The 22,682-nt window shown below is 67.3% G+C and carries 17 protein-coding genes and 1 tRNA gene; 6 read left to right on the plus strand and 12 right to left on the minus strand.

Annotation, left to right across the window (positions count from 1 at the left end):
- Nucleotides 1-272: transposase (locus tag RN629_RS10475; RefSeq protein ID WP_407035192.1), on the plus strand; the 272-nt coding region annotated here is incomplete at its 5' end.
- Between the two features lie 28 nt (nucleotides 273-300).
- Here the strand turns inward: RN629_RS10475 and RN629_RS10480 are convergent.
- The 5 genes from RN629_RS10480 to RN629_RS10500 all read right to left on the minus strand — a co-directional run bounded on the left by RN629_RS10480 (nucleotide 301) and on the right by RN629_RS10500 (nucleotide 4,380).
- Nucleotides 301-957: a tyrosine-type recombinase/integrase gene (locus RN629_RS10480; protein WP_407035193.1), complete on the minus strand. Its 657-nt coding sequence runs from the start codon at nucleotides 955-957 to the stop codon at nucleotides 301-303.
- 29 nt (nucleotides 958-986) lie between these two features.
- Nucleotides 987-1,060 (minus strand) — tRNA-Gly (locus RN629_RS10485).
- Nucleotides 1,061-1,186: 126 nt separating this feature from the next.
- Nucleotides 1,187-2,164, minus strand: a complete 978-nt coding sequence (locus tag RN629_RS10490) for an NAD-dependent epimerase/dehydratase family protein (protein WP_407035194.1) — start codon at nucleotides 2,162-2,164, stop codon at nucleotides 1,187-1,189.
- Between the two features lie 5 nt (nucleotides 2,165-2,169).
- The gene (locus RN629_RS10495) at nucleotides 2,170-3,471 is read right to left on the minus strand and encodes a UDP-glucose dehydrogenase family protein (protein ID WP_407035195.1); all 1,302 of its coding nucleotides are present in this window, start codon (nucleotides 3,469-3,471) and stop codon (nucleotides 2,170-2,172) included.
- Between the two features lie 150 nt (nucleotides 3,472-3,621).
- Nucleotides 3,622-4,380: a competence/damage-inducible protein A gene (locus RN629_RS10500; RefSeq protein ID WP_407035196.1), complete on the minus strand. Its 759-nt coding sequence runs from the start codon at nucleotides 4,378-4,380 to the stop codon at nucleotides 3,622-3,624.
- A 52-nt stretch (nucleotides 4,381-4,432) separates the two neighbouring features.
- On the opposite strand from RN629_RS10500, the gene map reads away from it, so the two are divergent.
- The 5 genes from map to RN629_RS10525 all read left to right on the plus strand — a co-directional run bounded on the left by map (nucleotide 4,433) and on the right by RN629_RS10525 (nucleotide 10,872).
- Nucleotides 4,433-5,260: a type I methionyl aminopeptidase gene (map, locus tag RN629_RS10505; protein ID WP_407035255.1), complete on the plus strand. Its 828-nt coding sequence runs from the start codon at nucleotides 4,433-4,435 to the stop codon at nucleotides 5,258-5,260.
- A gap of 7 nt (nucleotides 5,261-5,267) precedes the next feature.
- Nucleotides 5,268-6,779: an ABC1 kinase family protein gene (locus RN629_RS10510; protein WP_407035197.1), complete on the plus strand. Its 1,512-nt coding sequence runs from the start codon at nucleotides 5,268-5,270 to the stop codon at nucleotides 6,777-6,779.
- Between the two features lie 106 nt (nucleotides 6,780-6,885).
- Complete coding sequence (gene purL / locus RN629_RS10515) at nucleotides 6,886-9,111, plus strand: phosphoribosylformylglycinamidine synthase subunit PurL (protein WP_407035198.1); 2,226 nt, start codon at nucleotides 6,886-6,888, stop codon at nucleotides 9,109-9,111.
- 267 nt (nucleotides 9,112-9,378) lie between these two features.
- Nucleotides 9,379-10,626 (plus strand): DUF418 domain-containing protein, encoded by a 1,248-nt coding sequence (locus RN629_RS10520; protein ID WP_407035199.1) that lies wholly within the window; start codon nucleotides 9,379-9,381, stop codon nucleotides 10,624-10,626.
- Between the two features lie 75 nt (nucleotides 10,627-10,701).
- The gene (locus RN629_RS10525; protein WP_407035200.1) at nucleotides 10,702-10,872 is read left to right on the plus strand and encodes a (2Fe-2S)-binding protein; all 171 of its coding nucleotides are present in this window, start codon (nucleotides 10,702-10,704) and stop codon (nucleotides 10,870-10,872) included.
- Between the two features lie 393 nt (nucleotides 10,873-11,265).
- On the opposite strand, the gene trxA is transcribed toward RN629_RS10525, so the two are convergent.
- The 7 genes from trxA to RN629_RS10560 are packed head-to-tail and all read right to left on the minus strand — an operon-like array spanning nucleotide 11,266 to nucleotide 22,621.
- A complete protein-coding gene (gene trxA, locus RN629_RS10530) occupies nucleotides 11,266-11,586 on the minus strand; it encodes a thioredoxin (RefSeq protein ID WP_407035201.1) in 321 nt (106 codons plus the stop codon).
- A gap of 51 nt (nucleotides 11,587-11,637) precedes the next feature.
- On the minus strand, nucleotides 11,638-15,099 hold the full coding sequence (gene addA / locus RN629_RS10535; RefSeq protein ID WP_407035202.1) for a double-strand break repair helicase AddA: 3,462 nt from the start codon (nucleotides 15,097-15,099) through the stop codon (nucleotides 11,638-11,640).
- A 27-nt stretch (nucleotides 15,100-15,126) separates the two neighbouring features.
- Nucleotides 15,127-18,081, minus strand: a complete 2,955-nt coding sequence (gene addB / locus RN629_RS10540; protein WP_407035203.1) for a double-strand break repair protein AddB — start codon at nucleotides 18,079-18,081, stop codon at nucleotides 15,127-15,129.
- On the minus strand, nucleotides 18,074-18,829 hold the full coding sequence (locus tag RN629_RS10545) for a nucleotidyltransferase family protein (RefSeq protein ID WP_407035204.1): 756 nt from the start codon (nucleotides 18,827-18,829) through the stop codon (nucleotides 18,074-18,076). The genes addB and RN629_RS10545 overlap by 8 nt, the downstream gene beginning before the upstream one ends.
- Complete coding sequence (locus RN629_RS10550) at nucleotides 18,826-19,809, minus strand: aminoglycoside phosphotransferase family protein (RefSeq protein ID WP_407035256.1); 984 nt, start codon at nucleotides 19,807-19,809, stop codon at nucleotides 18,826-18,828. Before RN629_RS10550 ends, RN629_RS10545 begins: the two co-directional genes overlap by 4 nt.
- On the minus strand, nucleotides 19,806-20,252 hold the full coding sequence (gene tsaE / locus RN629_RS10555) for a tRNA (adenosine(37)-N6)-threonylcarbamoyltransferase complex ATPase subunit type 1 TsaE (protein ID WP_407035205.1): 447 nt from the start codon (nucleotides 20,250-20,252) through the stop codon (nucleotides 19,806-19,808). The genes RN629_RS10550 and tsaE overlap by 4 nt, the downstream gene beginning before the upstream one ends.
- Complete coding sequence (locus RN629_RS10560; RefSeq protein WP_407035206.1) at nucleotides 20,249-22,621, minus strand: sensor histidine kinase; 2,373 nt, start codon at nucleotides 22,619-22,621, stop codon at nucleotides 20,249-20,251. The genes tsaE and RN629_RS10560 overlap by 4 nt, the downstream gene beginning before the upstream one ends.
- Nucleotides 22,622-22,682 lie beyond the last annotated feature (61 nt).

Here is a 22,682-nt window from a genome sequence, read left to right on the forward strand (position 1 = left end):
CCTACATGACCTTCCCCGAACAGCACCGGACGAAGTTGCACTCCACCAACCCGTTGGAACGACTAAACAAGGAGGTGAAGCGCCGCGCCGATGTCGTCGGCATCTTCCCCAACGAGGATAGCATCACCCGCCTCATCGGCGCGGTGCTCCTCGAGCAGAACGACGAATACCAGCTCCAGAACCGCTACATGCAGATCGAGGGCATGGCCGCTCTCGCCACACCACAGATCGAGGAGGTGACGCCGCTACAGATTACACCCAAGGCCGCCTGATCGATGCAGCCCGGTGCCACGACCGAAATTACACCACATTTACGGACACGACCATCCAGACGGCCTTGTCGAAGTCGATCTCCCTCCATTCCATCTGCCGGATTTCACCGGGACGCTGGAACACATGGGGCGTGAGTTTCAGCGCATACATGACAGACGGGTCGCCCTGATAATCCTCCACCGCTCGAAGCAAGGCGCCGAACTCGACAGGATCGGTGATCGCCGCGAAATGCTTGACCCTCGGCGTGGTCAGCGCGCCCAGCAGCAATTGGGCGGGGTCACGCTCGGCCCGCGCAGTCGCCACCGCGTAACGGAACACGCGGCTGGCAAATGAGCGCAATTGCTTGGTGGCTTCCAACCGGCCCCGCCGTTCGTGCTTCCTCAGTTCGTGAAGCAACTCCTGTGGTGTGATGTCTGTGACCGGCCGCCTGCCGAAGTCGGTGCCGAGCAGTTTGAGAAGCCAACGCTGTTTTTCCAACGTGGCTTGCGCGATGCCCTCCCGGCCCTTATTTTCGATCAGTTCCTCGGCGACAGCCGTGAACCTGTTGCTTGCACGGACGCTTGCTTCAAAGCGCGCCTGCCGCTTGGCGGCATTGGGGTCATCATGCGCGATAGCAGGCAGGCAGAGGCAATCACCGACAACCAGTGATCGCCTAAAAACTAGCGGAAAACAGGGCTTTTTCAACTTCTGGCAACCAACGCCAGACAGGATTTTGGAGCGGGTGAAGGGAATCGAACCCTCGTCGTGAGCTTGGGAAGCTCCTGCTCTACCATTGAGCTACACCCGCGCGGGACTTAGGCTGAGGCCCGTCCGACATCCCAATCGCGTATCGGATGCGACCAGGGTGGAATGCCACCTATTCAAGCCCGATCGCTTTGGCAAGCGCCAGACGTGCTTTTTTGCCGGAGCTTTGTCAGAGGCGGTAATAGTCCCGATACCATGCCGCGAAGCGCGCCAGCCCCTCGGCCAGTCGTACCCTGGGGGCATAACCTGTCAGCGCCTGGAGCTTGGACACGTCGGCATAGGTCGCCGTGACGTCGCCAGGCTGCATCGGGCGCATGATCTTGACGGCCTGGCGACCGATGGCGCGTTCCAGCGTCGCGATCATCTCCATCAAGGGGACGGGATGGCTGTCCCCGATGTTCAACACCCGGTGTTCGCCAGGCGCGGGCGGATGGTCGAGCGCGCCCAGGATGCCGTCGACGATATCGTCGATATAGGTAAAATCGCGCGCCATCCGCCCTTCGCCATAAACCTCGATCGGCGCCCCCGCCATGATCCGGTCGGTGAACGAGAAATACGCCATGTCGGGGCGTCCCCATGGCCCGTAGACGGTGAAGAAGCGCAATCCCGTCTGCGGAAAGCCGTAAAGCGTCGCATAGGATTGGCTCATCAACTCGCAGGCGCGCTTGGTGGCGGCATAGAGCGAGACGGGTGCGATGGAGGGTTCGTCCTCGCTGAACCCCTGCCCGCCCATCGGGCGGTCGCCATAGACCGAACTGGACGAGGCATAAACCAGATGCTCGAAACCCGGCTGGTGACGGCAAGCCTCCATCACCGCCAGATGACCCGCGAGGTTGGAGCGTTCATAGGCGAAGGGATTGGTGATGCTGTACCGCACCCCCGCCTGCGCCGCGAGATGGACGGCACGGGTGACGCCATTGTCCCGGACCAACCGCGCCATCCCCTCGGCATCGGCGATATCCATCCGGTGAAAGCGGAAGCCGTCGCAGCCGTCAAAGGTCGCCAGCCGCGCGTCCTTCAACGCCGGATCATAATAGTCGTTGACGATATCGACGCCGATCACCGTCTCCCCGCGGTCCAGCAGACGGTGCGCGGTGGCGTGGCCGATGAACCCGGCCGCACCCGTGACGAGGATCGGCGTCGTCATGCCGATCAGCGGCCGACGGCGGTATAGACGAAGCCTTCACGCTCGACGACGTCGCGCGGATAGATGTTGCGCAGATCGACCAGGATCGGCTGCGACAACATGGATTTCACCCGCTTCAGGTCGAGCGCGCGGAAGGCGTCCCATTCGGTCACGATGACCAGCGCATCGGCGCCTTCGATCGCCTGATACGCGCCGTCGCAATAGGTGACGTTGTCGAGCACCTTGCGCGCCTGCTCCATCCCCTCGGGATCATAGGCCTGGACCTGCGCGCCCGCGTCCTGCAGCGTCTGGATGACCGCGATCGCCGGGCTGTCGCGCATGTCGTCGGTGTTGGGCTTGAAGGTCAGGCCGAGGACCGCGACCGTCTTGCCTCGCACATCATCGCCCATGGCGGCGATGACCTTGCGCCCCATGGCACGCTTGCGGTTGTCGTTCACCGAGACCACCGCCTCGACGATCCGCTGCGGCGCTTCATAGTCCTGGCTGGTCTTGAGCAGCGCCAGCGTGTCCTTCGGGAAGCACGAGCCGCCATAGCCGGGTCCGGCATGGAGGAATTTGGAGCCGATCCGGTTGTCGAGCCCGATCCCGCGCGCGACCTCCTGTACGTCCGCGCCGACCTTTTCGCACAGGTCCGCGATTTCGTTGATGAAGGTGATCTTGGTCGCGAGGAAGGCGTTGCCCGCATATTTGGTCAGTTCGGCCCCGCGCCGCGACATCTCGATCACCGGCGCGCGATTGAGGCTCAGCGGGCGATAGATTTCACGCATCACCGCCATGCCGCGTTCGTCATGGCCGCCCACGACCACGCGGTCGGGCCGCTTGAAATCGTCGATCGCCGCGCCTTCGCGCAGGAATTCCGGGTTGGATACGACCGCGAAGTCTCCGCTCGGATTGGCTTCGCGCAGGATCCGCTCGACCTCGTCGCCGGTCCCGACGGGCACGGTCGACTTGGTGACGACGACGGTGAAGCCCTCGGCCGCCTTCGCCACGTCCGCTGCAGCGGCGTAGACATAGGACAGGTCGGCATGGCCGTCCCCGCGTCGCGACGGTGTGCCGACCGCGATGAACACCGCGTCCGCCCCCTTCACGCCTTCGGCGAGGTCGGTGGTGAACTCCAGACGCCCGGCCTTCACATTGGTGTCGACCAACGCGTCGAGGCCCGGCTCGAAGATCGGTATACGCCCCTCATGCAGCGCCGCGATCTTGCTTTCGTCCTTGTCGACACAGACCACATGATGGCCGAAATCCGAGAAGCACGCTCCAGAGACCAGCCCCACATAGCCCGTTCCGATCACCGCAATCCGCATTGGGAACACTCCAAACCCAAAAGACACTCAAAGCGACACAGCCCGGCCGCGCCACCCGCCGGAAGCGCCGTGCCGCGCCGCGCCCCGTCCTGACAAGATGCAAAGCGCAGGAAAATGGCGCGATCCGGCTTAAAAAAGCCTTGCGCCGGGTCAGATGCCGCCCGGAACGACGCGGTGCCCCTGTGCCTCCAGCGCATCGCTCAGATCGCGCAGACAGGCTTCCACCAGCGCCGGGTCGGGGCTGCGCACGACGAAATTGGCGCCGGTGCGGCCTTCCCGGAAAAAGGGATAGCTGCCGATCGCGACGCCCTCATGCGCCTTTTCGGCCCCCCGCAAAAGGTCGGCGACCTCGCTCTCCCCGACCCAGCAGCCGATCGTGCCAGAGACGACGGGGCGCCCGCCCTCCAGCGTGCCGGTCAGCGCGTCGAGCATTCCCGCAGTGATATGCGGCACCCCCGCCATGATGAAGATATTGGCGATCCGGATCCCCGGAGCACCCGACACGCGATTGGGGATCAGCGACGCGCCTTCGGGCGTCCGCGCCATCCGCGCGCGCGCCACGCTGACGCCGCCGCGATCGGCATAATAGCCGTCAAGGATCGCGCGCGCCTCGGGATGCTCGATAACCGGCAGGCCCAGCGCGGCGGCAATCGCGTCGACCGTGATATCGTCATGCGTCGGCCCGATCCCACCCGTGGTGAACAGATAGTCGTTCCGTATCCGCAGCGTGTTCACCGCCTCCCCGATCGCATCCATCCGATCGCCGACGATGCGCACCTCGGCCAGCCCGATGCCCTGGACGTTCAGCCACGAGGCCAGGTGCGCGACATTGCGGTCCTGCGTCCGGCCGGAGAGGATTTCATCGCCGATCACGATCAGCGCAGCGGTCCAGATACGCTCGGATGTCATGCGCCCGGACATAGCCTCGCAAAATCCGCTGCGCCACGCTATATCGCCCGGCATGACCGATTATGTGACTGTTTCCGCCGACGCCCCCCAGGGCCGGGATGGCGCGATCAAGCTTTGGGGCCGCGAGGCGTTCGACGGCATGCACAAGGCGGGCCGTCTGGCGGCCGAGACGCTGGACATGCTCGTGCCCCATATGGTGCCGGGTGTCACCACCGCCGAGATCGACCGGCTGATCTATGATTTCGTCCTGACGCGCGGCGGGGTGCCCGCCACGCTTGGCTATCGCGGTTACGCGCATTCGTCGTGCATCTCGATCAACCATGTCGTGTGCCACGGCATTCCGTCCGATAAGACGCTGAAATCCGGCGATATCGTCAATATCGACGTCACCCCGATCGTCGATGGCTGGCATGGCGATACCAGCCGCATGTACCTGATCGGCGACGTGCCCCTGAAGGCGCGCAAGCTGGTCGAGGTGACCTATGAATGCCTGATGCTCGGCATCGAACAGGCGCGGCCCGGCAACCATATGGGCGACGTCGCCCATGCCATTCAGCGTCATGCCGAACAGCATCGCTACGGCGTCGTCCGCGATTTCTGTGGTCATGGCCTGGGCCTGCTGTTCCACGACGCGCCCGAGGTGGTCCATGCCGGCCGCCCCGGCACGGGCCCCGAGTTGAAGCCCGGCATGATCTTCACCATCGAACCGATGATCAACATCGGCCGGCCCGACGTGAAACTGCTCGACGATGGTTGGACCGCGGTGACTCGCGACCGTTCGCTGTCGGCACAGTTCGAGCATTCGATCGGGATCACCGAAGAGGGCTGTGAGATCTTCACGCTCAGCCCGGCGGGCTTTACCCAGCCGCCCTATCTCTAAGCCCATGATGCTGGGGGCGATCCGTGTTGCGGCACGCGACCGCGCCCGGCTGGCGGAGGTGGTCGCCACCACCTCCCGCTTCGGCCTGGACGTGCTGTTGGCGCGACTGGGCTTTGGTCCAGCGCGGCGCGACCCGGACGCCCTGCCCTTCGACCTGCCGTCGCGCACACGGCAGGCGATGGAGGCACTGGGACCGGTCTGGGTCAAGCTGGGGCAAATTCTCGCCACCCGCGCCGACCTGCTCCCGCCGCATTGGATCGCCGAGTTCGAGCAACTGCACAGCGCCGCCCCGCGCCTGCCCTACGATGCGTTGCGCGCGCAGGTCGACGAAGCACTGGGCGAGGCGCCGGAAGCCGCCTTTCGCCGGTTCGATCCCGAACCGCTGGCCGCCGCGTCGATGGCGCAGGTTCACCGGGCGACGTTGAAGGATGGCACCGACGTGGTGCTGAAAATCCGTCGTCCGGGAATCCGCGCCGTCGTGGAGGCCGATCTGCGCCTCCTGACGCAGTTCGCGGCGCTGGTCGAGGCGGCCAATGCCGAAGCCCGGCGCTACGGCGCGGCGCGCATGGTGCGCGAACTGGGCCGCGACATCCTGGAGGAACTCGACTTCACCAATGAAGGGCGCAACGCCGATCGCCTGCGCCAGGATTTCGCCGACGATCCCCGCGTGGTCGTGCCGACGATCCATTGGCAATGGTCGTCCGAAACGTTGCTGGTGATGGATTTCATCGATGGCGTCCCCCCGCGCAGCGCAGGCGCCCTGCAACACGCGGGGATCGACCCCGCCGCGATCGCCTCCACAGGCGCGGACATCGTGCTGGATATGGCGCTCATCAACGGGCGCTTTCACGGCGATCCGCATCCGGGCAATCTGCTCTGCCTGCCGGGCGATCGCATCGCGCTCATCGATCTCGGTCTGATCGGCCATGTCAGCCCCCGGCGGCGCGAGGAAGTGATCGCCTTCATCCAGTCGATCATGCACAATGATCCGGCGCTGCTCGCCGAAACCCTAAAGCAATGGTCGCAGACCAACGACATCCCACCAGAGCGTTTTCAGGCGGTCGCCGATCGGTTGATGGCGCGGCACGGCGGCGGCGTCCTGCGGCTGGCCGCCATCCTGGCGGATGTCTTTCCGGTGCTGCGCGAGGAGCGGATCGTCCTGCAGCCGGACATGCTGTTGCTGTTCAAGGCACTCGTCACCATCGACGGCGTGCTGAGCGGGATACAGCCCGATTTCGACCTGTCCACCGCGCTGCGTCGCGCGAGCGCGCGAATCGTCCAGACGCGGCTCTCGCCCGAACGCTGGACCCGGCGCGCGGCCGCGCTGGCGCTGGAACTCGACCGATTGGGCGACGACCTGCCGCGCCTGATCCGCGCGACCGCGACCCGGTTGGAGCGCGAGCAACCCGCCGTCTCGACATCGGGGGTCGAGGCCGCGATCCGCAACGGCGCAGGCTGGATTGCCGCCGCGCTGGCATTTTCCGGCATCGCAATCGCGGCGGCCCTGCTGCTGGGATAATGCCGCCGTTCCGAGCCCGCTCGCGGGGCCGCCCGGTCATCGCCACCCGCCTCAATCCGCACAGCGATAGTGACGAACCCGCGACACCTCGCTAAAGGCGCGGGCCATGACCGAGATCACGCCCCAGATCGTCGCCGACCACGGCCTGTCCGAAGAAGAATATCAGCGCGTCCTGACCGCGCTGGGCCGCGAACCCAATCTCGTGGAACTCGGCATCTTCTCGGTGATGTGGTCCGAGCATTGCAGCTACAAATCGAGCCGCATCCACCTGAAGAAGCTGCCCACCGAAGGGCCTCAGGTCATTTGCGGTCCCGGCGAGAATGCGGGCGTCATCGATATCGGCGACGGCCAGGCGGCGATCTTCAAGATGGAGAGCCACAACCACCCGTCTTATATCGAACCCTATCAGGGTGCGGCAACGGGTGTCGGCGGCATCCTGCGCGACGTGTTCACCATGGGCGCGCGGCCGGTCGCGAACCTGAACGCGCTGCGCTTCGGCCGTCCCGACCATCCCAAGATGCGCCACCTGATCTCGGGCGTGGTCCATGGCATCGGCGGCTATGGCAATTGCGTCGGCGTGCCGACGGTCGGTGGCGAGGTCAATTTCGACCGCGCCTATGACGGCAACATTCTGGTCAACGCGATGACCGTGGGCGTCGCCGATCAGGACAATATCTTTTATTCGGCCGCCAGCGGCGTCGGCAATCCCATCGTCTATGTCGGGTCCAAGACCGGCCGCGACGGCATCCATGGCGCAACCATGGCCTCGGCCGATTTCGGCGAGGATGCGGATGCCAAGCGCCCGACCGTGCAGGTCGGCGATCCCTTCACCGAAAAGCTGCTGATCGAGGCATGCCTCGAACTCATGGCATCGGACGCGATCGTCGCGATCCAGGACATGGGCGCGGCGGGCCTGACCTCCTCCTCGGTCGAGATGGCGTCCAAGGGCGGCGTCGGCATCGAACTCATCATGGACGACGTGCCCCAGCGTGAAGAGGGCATGACCACCTATGAGATGATGCTGTCGGAAAGCCAGGAGCGGATGCTCATGGTGCTGAAGCCCGGTCGCGAGGATTTCGCCGAGGCGATCTTCCGCAAATGGGAACTGGATTTCGCGGTCATCGGGCACGTCACCGATACCGGACGTATGGTGCTGCGCCACAAGGGCGACGTGGTGTGCGACATCCCGCTCGCACCGCTGGCCGACGATGCCCCGCTGTACGATCGTCCGCATGTCCCAACACAGGTGCCCGCCGCCATCGCTTCGCCGGGGTGCCAGGACCCGGCCGCCGATCTGCTCAAGCTGATGGGCTCGCCCGACATCGCTTCGCGTCGCTGGATCTGGGAACAATATGACCATATGGTCGGCGGCGATACGGTACAGCGCCCCGGTGGCGATGCCGCCGTGGTCCGCGTCCATGGCACGCAAAAGGGGCTCGCGATGAGCACCGACTGCACACCGCGCTATTGCTATGCAGATCCGGTGACGGGCGGCATGCAGGCGGTGGTCGAGACGTGGCGGAACATCACCGCGGTCGGCGCCAAGCCGCTCGCCATCACCAACTGCCTCAACTTCGCCAACCCGCAGCGGCCCGAGATCATGGGCCAGATCGTCGGTTGCCTCGACGGCATGAGCCAGGCGTGTCGTGCGCTGGATTATCCGATCGTGTCGGGCAACGTCTCGCTCTACAACGAATCAAAGGCGACCGGCGGCGGTTCGGCGATCCTGCCGACCCCGGCGATCGGCGGCGTCGGCCTGATGGCCGACTGGTCGAAGTCGGCAACCATTGCCTTCAAGGGGACCGGCGATGTCATCGTCCTGATCGGCACGCCCAAGGGCGAGATCGGCCAGTCGCTGTGGCTGCGCGAGATCCATGGGCTGGAAGGCCGCGAGGCGGGCCCGCCGCCCTCGATCGATCTGGATGCCGAACGTCGCACCGGCGACGTGGTGCGCGAAGCGATCACCGCCGGGCATCTGACCGCCGTGCATGACGTGTCGGACGGCGGCATCGCCGTGACGGTCGCCGAAATGGCGCTGGCGGGCAATGTCGGCGCGCTGATCCAGTTCCCGGAAACCGGCGAAGCCTGCCGCCAGCTCTTCGCCGAAGACCAGGGTCTGTACGTCGCGACGGTCGAGGACACTGCCCTGGTCGATTTCCTCTCCAATGCGCACCAGGCGGGCGTCGAGGTCGAGCGGATCGGCCGCACGGCCGGTACGCGTCTGATCTTCGAGCGTGAGGATGGCGATTTCGTCGTTGCACTGGATGACCTGCGCCGCGCGCATGAGGGCTTCTTCCCCGCCCTGATGGGCAGCGACGCCCCTCTCGCCTGATCGCCCGAACCCGGAGCCCCGGCCTCATGCCGGGGCTCCGCCCGGCGCGAGACCGTTGGAGGGCCATGACGCGGTGGCCATCCATCTCCGGGCCACAGGGCGAGCGAGGCAACAATCCGGGAAGACACCGTTCCCGGCACATGCCAGATCGGGCCGTCGACTGAACGATCGACCGCATCCCCCCTCGCAACAGCAATCCGCCCCGCTCCCGCGCGGTTGCAACCTGTCCCGAGGGCGGTAAGCCGGAATCGGACCTGGAGTGTTTCCTTGGCTGACAGCTCCCCTCCGGCCCCCTGCCCGCCTCCGCGAACCGGCGAAAGGCTGCTGACACTGGATGCCCTACGCGGGGTCGCGGTGATGGCCATCCTGCTGGCCAATCTGCCCGGCTTCGCGCTGCCCGATGCGGCCTATGCCAACCCGATCGCCTGGGGCGGTGGGCGCATGATCGACATCATCGTCTGGTTCGTGACAGAGGCCCTTGTCGATGGACGAATGCGGGGACTGTTCTCGCTGTTGTTCGGGGCGTCGCTCCTCCTCATCCTGCAAAGGGCCGACGCGGCGGGGGCGAACGGCGCCGCGCTGCACCTGCGGCGGATGGGCGTGTTATTCGTCATCGGGCTGATCCATCGGACCATGATCTGGTCGGGCGATATATTGGCGCATTATGCGCTGGTCGGCGTGATCGCGCTCGGCTTTGTCGGCCTGTCGATCCGATCCCTGTTGATCGCGGTCGGCATCCTCGTCGGGCTACAGATGACGAATGGCTGGCTCGCCTGCCTCGGGCTGCTGACCGCTGCCGCGCGCGATACACCGCAATCGCTTGCCCTCTGGAACGCCTATCAACTCGCCTTCGGCACACCCGGGCCTGTTGATCTTGCCCGCGAGATCGCGGCGATGCGCGGGCCATGGAGCTCTGCGGTGGCCTTTCGCCTCGCCCATAACAGCAATCCGCTGTTCGACCTGATCGAGATCGGCCCGGAAACACTGAGCGCGATGCTGCTCGGCATGGCGCTGTTCAAGTCCGGCTTCCTGACGGCACAATGGGAACGGGCGCGCTATCGCCGTTACGCCCGATGGGGGCTCGGCATTTCGGTCGCCGCCTATGCGATCATCGCCTGCGGAGTCATGGCCAGCGGCTTTGACGTGCGTGCGGTCGCGCTGGCCGAGCTGTTCTTGACCGCGCCATTTCGATTGGTCGGCACCATCGGCTATGCCGCGCTGATCCTGCTCGCGTTGCGGCCCGGCGGCTGGTGGACCACTCACCTCGCGGCGGCCGGACGCATGGCGCTCAGCAATTATCTCGGCACCAGCGTCCTGATGACCCTGCTATTCCATGGCCATGGGCTGGGGCAGTTCGCGCGCTGGGACCGTGCCGCCTGCTACCTTGCGGTGCCGGTCGTCTGGGCCATCATGCTGCTCTGGTCCAAGCCCTGGCTGGACCGCTTTGGCCAAGGCCCGATCGAGCGGCTATGGCGCGCCGCCGCCAACGGATACCGGCCCAACATGCGAGAATAGATGCAAATGCCTCGCAAAGTCCTTGCGACCAACTCTCATTAGCCCTACAAGGCACCTATCGCCGAGGAGAGAATCTTGGTCGTCTGCGTCTGCAATGCCATTCGGGAATCCCAGGTCCGCGATGCGGCCCGTGCGGGATCGCTGACCCCCTGTCAAATGTACCGCGCGCTGGGGCGTCAGCCCAAATGCGGCCAATGCGCGGTGGTCGCCCGCGCCATTATCGACGAGGAACGTACCGCCGCCTGACCGGCGATAGCCGACCGCGCGCCTTCGCCAAGGATTGATTGCGGATCGAAAAGCGTCCGCTATGCGCCCTGCCTTGAGATCGCGCGCACGATCTGAGGAACGCCAGATTGAAAAGAGTCCTAGACGCGTGGCCCATTTCGGTCGCGTATGGCCACTCGCGCAAGGCCTGATCGAACCAGAGGCTTGGCACCAAATCTACAATTATCGGCAATACAGAGAGCGCGTGATCGCGCTATCCACGAGCACCGACCACGAACTCCGGAAACCCGACGCGTCACCACCAACGGCCGCGATAGTCATCGGTGCAAGGCCCGGCAGACATTTCAGTCTATACGGACAAAGGGCCCAAGCCTTTCTCGCGCTCGGGCCCTTCGTTCAAAACGAAAACAACTTTTACAGCGCGCCTTCGAGCCACGCCTTGATCCGGCCCTTGGGCTCGGCACCGACCTTGGTCGCAGCGGCGGCACCGCCCTTGAACAGGATCATCGTCGGGATGCCGCGCACGCCGTAGCGGCCGGGCGCGTCGGGATTGTCGTCGATGTTGAGCTTGGCGATCGTCACCTGCTCGCCCAGTTCTTCCGAGAGCTCTTCCAGCGACGGACCGATCATCTTGCACGGACCGCACCACTCGGCCCAGAAATCGACCAGCACCGGCTTATCGGAGTTCAGGACGTCCGCTTCGAAGCTGGCGTCGGTGATCTTCTTGGTTGCCATGTTTCATTCACTCCTTGGATAGCGTTCATCTAGGATGCCGCGTTCGGTGGCTCAACCACCGAATGGCAAGCTTTGCTCCCCGTTGCGATAGTCGGGCTTGTGCGCCGCCAACACCGCGTCGGGAACGGGGATCAGGCGCGGTCCGGCGGTGTAGAGCAGCGCCACCGACACCTGTCGGCCGGGAAAGATCACCTCCAGCGCCGCCGCATAGCCCGCCATCTGCGCCAGATGGAAAACCGGCACGTCCTCGACTCCCGATGGCGCGCGTCGCCCGGTCTTGTAGTCGATCAGCCGCACGGCATCGGCCCCGATCAACAGCCGGTCGACCCGCCCCGATACGACCAGCCCGTTCGCCAGCGTCGCGGCGATCGGCGCCTCGGCCAGCGACCCCGGCCCGAACAGATCGGCATAGGCCGGATCGTCCAGGATCGCGAAGACCGCCCGCATCACATCGGCGCGCAGACCGGCATCCTCGACGCCGGCCGCGCGCAACAGCCAATGCTCCGCCGCATCGCGCCGCCGCTCGGCCGCAACCGGGGGCAGGCGTTCGAGCAGACAGTGAATCAACCGCCCCCGCTCGGCCGCCGCGCGCATTGCAGGCGTCGGCGGTGGATCGGCGACCAGATCCTCGCCGAGCGACGACGGTGCCAGCGGACGCGGCGGGCGCGACTCCTGCGGGGCGGGCCGATGGACCCAATCGGGCAAGGCGGCGGCCTCGGGTGCCAAAACAGGGGTGGTGACCGGCCCGCCCTTCGGCGCGACCGGCTCCTGGGGTGTGAGTCCAACAAACTCGCGCGCCTGCCCGTCGCCGGGCTCTCCCTCGGCCACCCCCAGTGCGGTCATCGCGCGCGCGCAGGTGGCGTACCAGCTATGCATCGGCGGTTCCCCCGCCGCCCGCTTGCCCAGAGCGCCCGCAATGACCAACCGCTCCTCGGCCCGCGTCGCCGCGACGTAGAAGAGCCGCCAATGCTCGGCCAGTTCGCGTGCAGCGATCTCCGCCGCCACCGCGTCCAGCGGTCCGCCCCGTTCCTCCGCGCGGGGCGGGAAGACCGGGATGGGCAATGCACCCGGCTCCGGCGTCCAGCGGAGGATCGAGCGCGGCGAGGCGGTCGGGTCCGCCGTCGCATCGGCCAGGATGACCAGCGGCGCCTGCAACCCCTTCGATCCATGCGCGGTCATCACCCGCACCGCGTCGAGCGGCGCGGACGGATCGCGCACGATTTCGACGTCCCCGCGATCGAACCAGTCCAGGAAACGCTGAAGCGACGGCGTCGTGGTGGTTTCGAAGGTCAGCGCCGCGCCCAGCAATTCCTCGATCGGATCGCGTGCCTCACTACCCAGCCGGCGGATCAGCTTGCGACGACCGTCGAGCGGGCCCGACAGCAACTCCTCCAGAAACTGATAGGGTGTCGACACGTCGGCGCGCGCCAGCATCTGGCGCAGCGGTGCCAGGTCCTCGGGCGGCAAGGTACGGATGAGGTGCGCCCAGAGCGCGCCTTTCTCCCGGTGCCCCGCGACCATCAGCCGCTCCTGCGTCCAGCCGATCAGCGGCGACACCAGCAGCGACGCGAGCGACAGATCGTCCTCGGGCTGCAACACGAACCGCACCGCCGCCAGCAGGTCCTGCACCGCCAGCGGCGCGTTGAGCCGCAGCCGGTCGACCCCCGCCACCGGCACCCCCTCGGCATAGAGCCGGGCGACGATCAGCGAGGCGAGGTCCCCGCGCCGCTTGACGAGGATCATGATGTCCTGCGGCTCGAGCCTGCGGCCCTTGCTCTCCAGCATCAGCCCTTCGTCGAGCCAGCGGCGCACGGCCCGTGCGATGTCGGTCGCGACCTTGCGCACGGCATCGTCGATCCAGCCTTCTTCGTCCTCGTCGCTTCCCCCCGCCGCGACAGGCGGCCAAAGGGTGACGCAGCCGGGGCCCCTCACCTCGCTGGCATGGCGTTCAACCGCGCCGCCCATACCCATGCCCGGTTCGCCCAGCACCTCGATCGCGGCATCGACGAACTCAAGGATCGGGCGCGTCGAGCGAAAGCTGTGCGTCAGCGACAGTCGGTTGAATGGCAGCCCGCGCTCCTCCTCAGGCCAGTCATCGTCCCCCAGCACGGTCTGCGCACGATCGGCGAAATAGCGCTCAGCCGCCTGGAAATTGATCGGGTCGGTGCCCTGAAAGCCGAAAATCGCCTGTTTGTGATCGCCGACGGTGAACAAGGTCCGGGTCGAGGGCGCGTGAACGCCTCGCCCCACGAAGAATTCGTCGGCCAGCGCCCGGACGATCAGCCACTGGTTAAGGTTGGTATCCTGCGCCTCGTCGATCAGGACATGTTCCGTCACCTGATCCAGCTTGTAGCGCACCCATTCGCCAATACCGGGCCGCTGGAGCAGGTCGACGGTGGTGCGGATCAGATCGTCGAAATCGACCGCGCCGATCGCCCGCTTGGACTGGGCATAAGAGCGCGCATAATCGCGCCCGACCGATAGCGCGTCGGCCAGCAGGTCGGCATGGCGCGCGCGCGCGGCCAGACCCAAAAGATGGCGACACGCCTCGCCCAACTCGCGCGCCATATCCTCATAATCGGGATCGGCGTCGATCAGCTTCTTCGACGCCTTGCGCGGCTCACCCTTGGCGGTGAAGACCGTGCCCATCAGCTCTTCCAGCTGTTCGACGCGCGCGCTCAGATCGCTGCCCAGCCAGCGTTCCAGCACCACCACCGCCTTGTCACCGGTCGCCGTGCCCCAGGCGCGATTGGCCCCCGCCAGCCGTGCGACACTGTCCGCATCGATATCCTCGACGCCCTCGGTGATCGCCGCGCCGATATCGCCCGAGGGCAGGTCGAGCGCCCGGCGCAGCCAGGGCTGGATGCCGCTGGGCAGGGCCTCCAGCGCGCCCGGCGCGCGGGCACAGGCGGCCAGGAACGCCTCCGCCCCGCCCTCGCCCAGCCGCAGCGACAGCGCGCCGACCGTCTCCACCGACCCCACCCGGCCGTCACGCTCCGCGCGTTCGAGCATCCGGGCCAGCGCCTCGCGCGCCAGCACCGCTTCTTCCCGCGCTTCCAGCGGACGGAATCCGGGCGCCAGCCCCGCCTCGACGGGGAAGGCGGCGAGCAGCCCCTGACAGAAACCATGGATCGTCTGGATGCGCAACCCGCCGCCGGGCGCGTCCAGCACCCGGGCGAACAGCGTCCGCGCCCGCTCGCGCAGTTCCGGCCCCGCCGTCTCGCCCAGCGCGCGCAGATCGGCGAACAGTTCGGTCTCGGGCATCCGCACCCAGGCGGCCAGACGGCCATTGATCCGCTGCGCCATCTCTGCCGCACCCGCCTTGGTAAAGGTCAGGCACAGGATCGCCTCCGGCGCGACGCCACGCAGCAACAGGCGAAACACGCGCGCGGCCAGGACCTGCGTCTTGCCCGTTCCCGCCGAGGCGGAGAGCCAGACATGCGCGCCGGGATCGCTCGCAGCGGCTTGATGCCCCTTGAGCGGGGGCAGGCTCGCCATGGGCCGGGCGTTCATGCCGCCCACCCGACAATCACGGCCATTTTACCGATCACGGCCATACCATTCATCCCGCCGCATCAACTGGTCATATTCCGCATAGGGTGCATATTCGGGCACCAGCTTGGCGGTGAACGGTGCGTCTCCGGTCAGCCACTGGGCCGCCGCTTCGGCAAAGTTCGCCGCCGCGATAGCGACGAACTCGTCGGTGCGAATGCGATCGCGCTTGCCCTCGGGATCGACCGGCGTCGCGATATAACCCAGCCCTTCGCGCCCGCGCCCGAGCGACCAATATTCAAAGCCACTGGCCTGGCCCGTCACGCCCTCGAACCCGCCGCGCTCGGCGATCAGGCCGAGCAGGCCGAGTTGCAGGCTGAACCCCTCGCGCACCGCGACGGCCGAGGGCGGCTTGCCGGTCTTGTAATCGATCACCACCAGCCCGCCGTCACTGGTCCGGTCGATCCGGTCGAACCGGCCGGTCAGCGTCACGCCCGCCAGCTTCGCCTCGCCCTTGCCCTCGGCGCTCAGCACCCGTCGACCCTCGACCGCCTTCATGGCGACCTCGGAGGCGATCCAGTCGATCGCCTCGATCAGCCGGGGCTGCCACAAGGCCCGCATCATCGGATGGGTCCGCTGGTCGCGCAGCATCGCCAGCGCGCGCGGGCGTAGCGCATCGACCGCGCACGCGTCTTCCTTCCACCACGCCTCCAAAATATCGTGGACGGCGGTGCCGCGCCACGCCGCGCTGGGATCCGCATCGACCGGATCAAGCGGGGTCAGCCGCAGGACGCGACGCGCGTAGAAGGCGTAGGGATCGGCCTTCAAGCGATCGACCTCGGTCACCGAAATCACACCGGGGCGCAGCGCGGCGGGAGGCCTGGGCGCAGGGCGTTCGACGGGGGCATGATCGCGCGGCCGATCGAGGTCCCGCGCCCAGCCGGCCAGCGTCGGATGTGCCTCGAACCGCTCGCCCGCCATTGCCTGCAACCGCAGCCAGAAGCGCGAGGCCAGGGTCGGGCCGCTCGCATCCCGCCGCGCCCGCGTCAGGATCGCACGCGGCGCGCCCATCGCCTGCGCCAGGTCATGCGCGGCGATGCCGATCCGCTGCTCCAGTCCCACCAGCCCCAGTTGCGCGCGAATTCGCGGGGCGAGCCAGGGATCGGGCGCGGGCCGGCCGGGCCAGACACCCTCGTTCAACCCGGCCGCGATCATCAGGTCGGCGGTCTGGAGGCGCGCCTCGATCGGGCCATAAATGGCGAGGCGGGGATGCTGCCCTTCCCGCGGGATGGCGCGCACCGCGATCTCGTCGAGCAGGCTGCGCAGCAGGCCCGGCAGATCAGCGGGGTCGATCCGCGCGGGCCCGTGATCGGCCTGTTCCTCATAGCTCGACAGGAATTCCGCCGCCGCGCGTCCCGCCGGTCCGGTCCACAAGGCATCGCCGCACAGTGCCTGGCCGCATTCCCGCAGGCAGGCGAGCAGACCCCGCAGGGACTGCGCGCCGTCCCCGAAAGTTCGCCCCACCGGCTCCAGCATCGGTGCGACCCTGGCCCAGAAGCTCGCGGCGGTCGGCCGATCGGCGACATGCTCGGCGATGCCGTCCAACCCCGCCGCCGGACGCGGCCCCCGCAAGCCACGGTCGAGCGCCCGGACGCCGTCCAGCCAGTCGACCCGCTCCATGTCGCCATGGATCAGCGGATGCTTGAGGAGCGCGAGCAGCGGCAGCGGCGCGAAATGCTGCGCCGCCGCCTCGGCGAGTTGCAGCAGGAAGGTGCCGGGCAGCAAGATCGACAAGGGCCGACCGGCAGAATCATCGATCAGGATATTCCAACGGCGACAATGCGCCACGACGCGGCGGGCCAGAGCCCGATCCGGCGTGACCAGCGCCGCCGTGCGCCCCGGCTCCTCGACCGCTTCGCGCAGCGCGAGCGCGATGGCCTGCGCCTCCTCGGCGGGCGTGGCGAGCGCGATGGTGGCGACACCCGACAATCGCCGGTCCTCGGCGGGCAGATCGGTCCATTTTCCGGTAAAGTCCGCCGGGGCCATCGCATTGGCGATCGCGCGTCCGCGCGCCGCGCCCGCGTCATAATCGCCGCCACCGCGCCAGACGGTCACTTCGCCACGCCCCACGCCCATCCGGTCGAGCAGCAGCTTGAGCGCATATTGCGGATGCGTCTCGATCGATCGCCTTGCCCGGCCGGTGACGGGATCGGGCTTGTGCGGACCAAGTGCATCCCATTCTTCGGACGGCATGGTCAGGTCGAGCCCGGCGAACACCACCGAGCCGCCGGGCATTTCCGACACGCGACGCAACAGGCGCGCGACGGCGGGTGCGGTATCGGTGACGCCGGCCGCACAGATAAAGCCCGTGGGCGGCCCTTGCCGCCACCGCTCGGTCACACGATCGAGCAGCAGCGTCCGTCGCCGCGCGGCATCGATCCGCCCCATCGCCTTCAGGATCGCGGGCCAGCGGTCCAGCACCACCGAAAAGCTCTGAAGCGCGGTCTGCCAATGTTCGGTCAGTTCGGGCCCCAGGTCGAGCGCGGCAAGCCGCTCGGGCTCGACCTCCTCGACCAGCATCTGGTCCAGCGTGCGCGCCAGATCGCCGGCCAGCCGCACCGCCTCCGCCGCAGTTACCGGCTGCCCGGCGCGCTGGCGCTCCTCCTCGACCAGCCGGGCCAGGATCATCCGGCGCGCCGACGCGTCGATCGCGGGAGGGGGAGGCGCCTCCGCGTCGGCGGGATCGAGCGCGGAGCCCGCCGCCTCGCCTAGTTCAGGATCGCCCAATGCAACCATGCGCGGCAGGATCAGCCCGCCACCGCTGGCCCGCACGAACGCATCGGTCACCGCCCGGACGCCGCGATTGGTGGGCAGCAGGATCATGCCCTGTGCCAGCGTCAGCGGGTCGCCCCCCGCGCGGCGCATCAGCCCCGCGACCAGCGCATCGGCAAAGCCGCGATGCGCCGGAATGGTGTGCAGACGGGGGCGACGGGGTTCAGCCATCCGCCAGGATCAATTCCGTCTGCGGGATGGCGCGCGGGGTGCCGACATCGAACCATAGGCCCTGATGGACCTGGCCATAGGCTCGTTCGGCCGCGATCGCACGATCCCAGAAGATGTTGGTCGAGAACGGCCCCTCGGGCGCGTCGGCGATCAAGCGCGGATGCAGGATCTGAAGCCCGGTATAGGCAAAAGGCGCGACGCGGTTGCGTCCCCGTCGCGCGGTGATCCGGCCATCCGCGCCAAGATGGAAGTCCCCCTGCCCCGCGTGATTATGCGCCCGGGCCAGCGGCACGACCATCAGCAGCGCGTCCATCGTCGCATCGTCCCAGCGCGAGGATAGCAGGCGGATCGCATCGATCGGCCCGTCGATCCACAGATTGTCACTGTTCACCACCAGAACCGGATCGTCGCCCAGCAACGGCCGCGCCTTGACCAGACCACCACCGGTTTCCAGCAATTCGTCGCGCTCGTTCGAGATGATGATCTCGATCTGCGGAAAGCGATCGCGCAGATGCGCTTCCAGCTGGTCGGCGAGATAATGGACATTGACCACCGCCCTTGCGACTCCCGCCGCGACCAGACGGTCGAAAACATGATCGATCAACGGCTTGCCCGCGACCGAGATCAGCGGCTTGGGCCGCGTCGCGGTCAACGGGCGCATCCGCTTGCCGAACCCGGCGGCCATCACCATCGCCGTGCGCGGAACCTGGCCGCCGGGCACGGGGCGGAGCGAAAGCTGTCGGGTCATCGATGGGCTACCTGAGAGGCCAGAATATGGGGATCGCCGCGCAGTTCGGGCGGCACATTGTCGTCGAACCAGGCCGCTACCGGGGCCAATACCGGATAAGACAGGTCACGCTCCAGATAGGACCAGACGCGCGGACACAAAGCGGCATAGCGTGGCTTGCCGTCGCGCTTCCACAGCCGGGTGAAGATGCCCAGGATCTTGGCGTTCCGCTGTGCGCCCAGCACGTGATAGGCATCGAGGAACGCGTCGCCTTCCCCGGTCGCGGCCAGATAGCGCTCCAGCATTGCCTGTTCGATCGACGGCTCGACATCCCGACGCGCATCCTGGAGCAGCGACACCAGGTCATAGGCGGCATGGCCGGCCAGCGCGTCCTGGAAATCCAGCAGCCCGAAGCCGCGCATCGGCCCGACCAGCATCAGATTCTCGACATGATAATCGCGCAGCACCGTCACCGGATTGTCGGTGATCGCATGGTCGAACACCTGATCCCAGGCGGCACGATACGCCGCGACATCGACGTCCAGTCCGACGGCCGGCGTGTACCATTCGGGAAACAAGGCCGCTTCCCGATGCAGCACGGCGGCGTCATAGGGCGCCAACCCCTCGGGCGCATAGCCGCGCAACGCGGCCAGCAGATCGACCGCGCCGCCGTACAGCGCCATCGCCTCGTCCGGGTTCGCCTCGATCGCCTCGCGCATCCGCTCGTCGCCGAAATCCTCGATCAGGACCAGTCCGCGCGCCTCGTCCGCCCCCAGGATAGCGGGTGCGACGAAACCCCGGCCGACCAGCCACCGGGCGATGGCGATGAACGGGCGTGGGTCTTCATGCGGCGGCGGCGCATCCATCAGGACCGCGCTGCGCCCGTCGAGCGTCACCCGGAAATAGCGGCGGAACGATGCGTCACCGGCAAGCGGCGCGATCACGGCCCCTTCCCATCCGACGCGGGCAAGAAAGGCGGGAGCATCCGCCGGAGGGGTCATATCGGCCATCGCGCTTCCCAGCCCAAGGGCACGCTGGCTGTCAAGACACGACCGCCGGCCGGATCCATCTCCAGCGTCAGGGCCAGCGCCTGTGGCCAGGCCCCTTCCCCCGCGCGGTCCGGCCATTCGACGATCAGCGCGGAGTCCCATAACGCATCCTCGAGCCCCAGTTCGTCGAGCTGGTCGGGTCCGTCGAGCCGATAGAGATCGACATGCAGGATCGGAATCCTCGTTTCCGGCGGGGCATAGGGCTGAACGATCGCGAAACTCGGGCTCGGTGCTTCGCCGGGAAGTCCGAGCGCCGCGAGGAGACCCCGTGCCAGGCTGGTCTTGCCTGCGCCCAGAGTCCCGGTCAGCGTCACGACATCGCCGGGGCGGATATGCGCGGCGAGGCGCCGCCCGAAATCCTCGGTCGCCGCCGCATCGGCCAGCCGGATCGTCATGGCTTGTTCTTCTCCACCACCCGGCGCGGCAATTCGACCGTCACCAGCGTTCCCTCGCCCGGTTCGGACACCAGGGTCACGATCCCGCCATGCGCCTCGACAAATTGCCGTGCAAGCGGCAGACCGAGCCCAAGCGCGCGTTCGCCGGTCGCCTTGATCTCCGGCTCGGCGAAACGGTCAAAGGCCCGCGCGACCGAATCGGCGTCCATCCCTTGCCCGTCATCCGAGACGATGATCCGCGCCCGCCCGGCATCGCCATCGGCATGGAGCAGGATTCGCCCACCCTCCGGCGTCTGTTCGACGGCATGGCGCAGCAGATGTTCGATCACTTCCTGCAACCGTCGCCGGTCGCCGGTCACGCGCCCGACCGAGCGCTGGATCTCGACCGCGAAATCGAGCCGCCGCCGCCGTACGACCGCGCGGATCGTGTCGGCCGCCATCCGCACGACGCCGGCAACGTCCACATCCTCCCGCGCGATCTCCGCACCCTCGCCGCCCCGCGTCAGATCCAGCACGTCGTCGACCAGCAAGCCGAGCCGCTCGGTGGATTCCAGAATGGCCTCGACATAGCTTCTCGCCGTGTCGGGCAGCGCCCCGGCGAACCCGCCATGCAACATCTCGGCAAAGCCGCTGATCGAAGTCAGCGGGGTGCGCAATTCATAGCTCATATTCGCGACGAAGGCGGTCTTCACCCTGTCCGCCGTCTCCAGCGCATTGGCCCGATCGCGCAGCGCCTGTTCGGCGCGGCGGCTGTCGGTGATGTCGAGCAGGGTGAACAGCGCATTGCCATCGGGCAACGGCACCCCCGCAAATTCGAAATGCCGCCCATCGGCCAGTGCGACCCGGCCGCCGCGCTGCTGCCGCTCGATCGCCGCCGAACGCACCAGATCGACGATCAGCGAGGCCCGGCTCGGCGTGGCCAGCCGCCCGGCCACCCGGTCGGCGAACATGTCGACCCGCGGATGGCTGGACAGGAAATCATCCTCCAGCCCCCACAAGGCGCGGAACCGGTTGTTCCACACCTGCAACCGCCCATCGGCGGCGAAGACGCCCAGCGCCTCGAACAGATTATCGAAGGTCGCGGTCCGGACGCGCAGCAGCGTGTCGCGCGCAGAGGCCAGTTGCACCTCTTCGGTCCGGTCCTCGAAGATCAGCAGCAGCCCGCCATCGGGCAAGGGCTGGGCCACGACGCGCAGATGCGTCCCGTCGGGCAGGTGCCATTGCTCCTCGATCCCGCCGCTCGCCTGCCGGAACCAGGCGACGCGTTCGGCTTTCCAGCCGGGGAAATCGCGCACTTCGGGGCTGCGCTTGGCATCGCGCATCCGCTCCAGGATGCGGTCGAATTCCGGGTGATCGGCCAGCCATTCGGCACGCATGGCGAACATCCGACGGAAAGGCTGGTTACAGAAGACCAGCTCGCGCGTCGGGCCGAAATGCGCCACCGCCGCCGATAGCCGGTCGAACATCGCGCGTTGCGCCTCGGCAAAACGCTTGGCCCCGGCGCGCGACTGTTCGAGATCCTCGATATCGATCGCGAACCCCGCAATGTCGCCGGTCGGCAACGGCACGTCATACACGCGCAGCGCCCGGCGCGCGCCATCGATCGTCGCGGGCAGAACCTGATCATGCGGCCGCCCCGCATCGCGCGCCGCCGCCGCTCCCGCCAGCGGTCCGCCACGCCCCGATCCCTCGACCAGTTCCAGACCGCGCCCGACCACATCGGCGGCATCGCGCCCCTCGACCGCGTCGACATAGGCGCTGTTGACCATGGCGAGCCGCAGGTCCGGCCCGCGATACCACATGGGCAGGGGAGCCGCCTCGATCAGCCCCGTCAAAGCCTCGAAGGCGCTGCCCAGTCGCCGGGTCTCATGCTCCAGCCGGGCGATCTGATCCTGCGCCTCGGTCATGTCGAAGACCCAGACGACCACCGCCCCGCCGGCCCCCTGGTCATGCGGCGCGCGTGCGCCATCGAACAACAGCGTGCGAGGCGATCCGACGGGGCGGACGATGCGGCGGAAACCACGCCCGGTCCGCTGCGCCGCGGTCAGATCGGTGGCGAGCGCGGCATTGTCCTCGGGCGCGAGGCCACCATGATCAGCGCTCAGTTCTTCCTGGAAGCGCGCGACATCGACGAGCCCGAGCCAGTCCGCCAGCCGTCGCGGCATGTCGATCCCGCCATCGGCCCGCACCAACATCGGCAGCGCCGGCCCGGCGCGCAGCAGCGCGTCCAGCCGATCGCGTTCATGCCGGACCGCCGCGGCTTCCGACCGCGCGCGGACACCGAGGAACAACAGCACCATGCCCGCCACGATCAGCAGACAGGCCCCAGCGCCCAGCAGGACCGCCTCGACGCTATTGATCGCGATCATGGGCAGGCTTCGGGAACATGGCGCAACATCGACCGCATCTGTAGCGCGATCGTGCCGCAAA

The sequence above is a fragment of the Facivitalis istanbulensis genome, from assembly GCF_040560405.1.
Lineage (GTDB): Bacteria > Pseudomonadota > Alphaproteobacteria > Sphingomonadales > Sphingomonadaceae > Sphingomonas > Sphingomonas istanbulensis.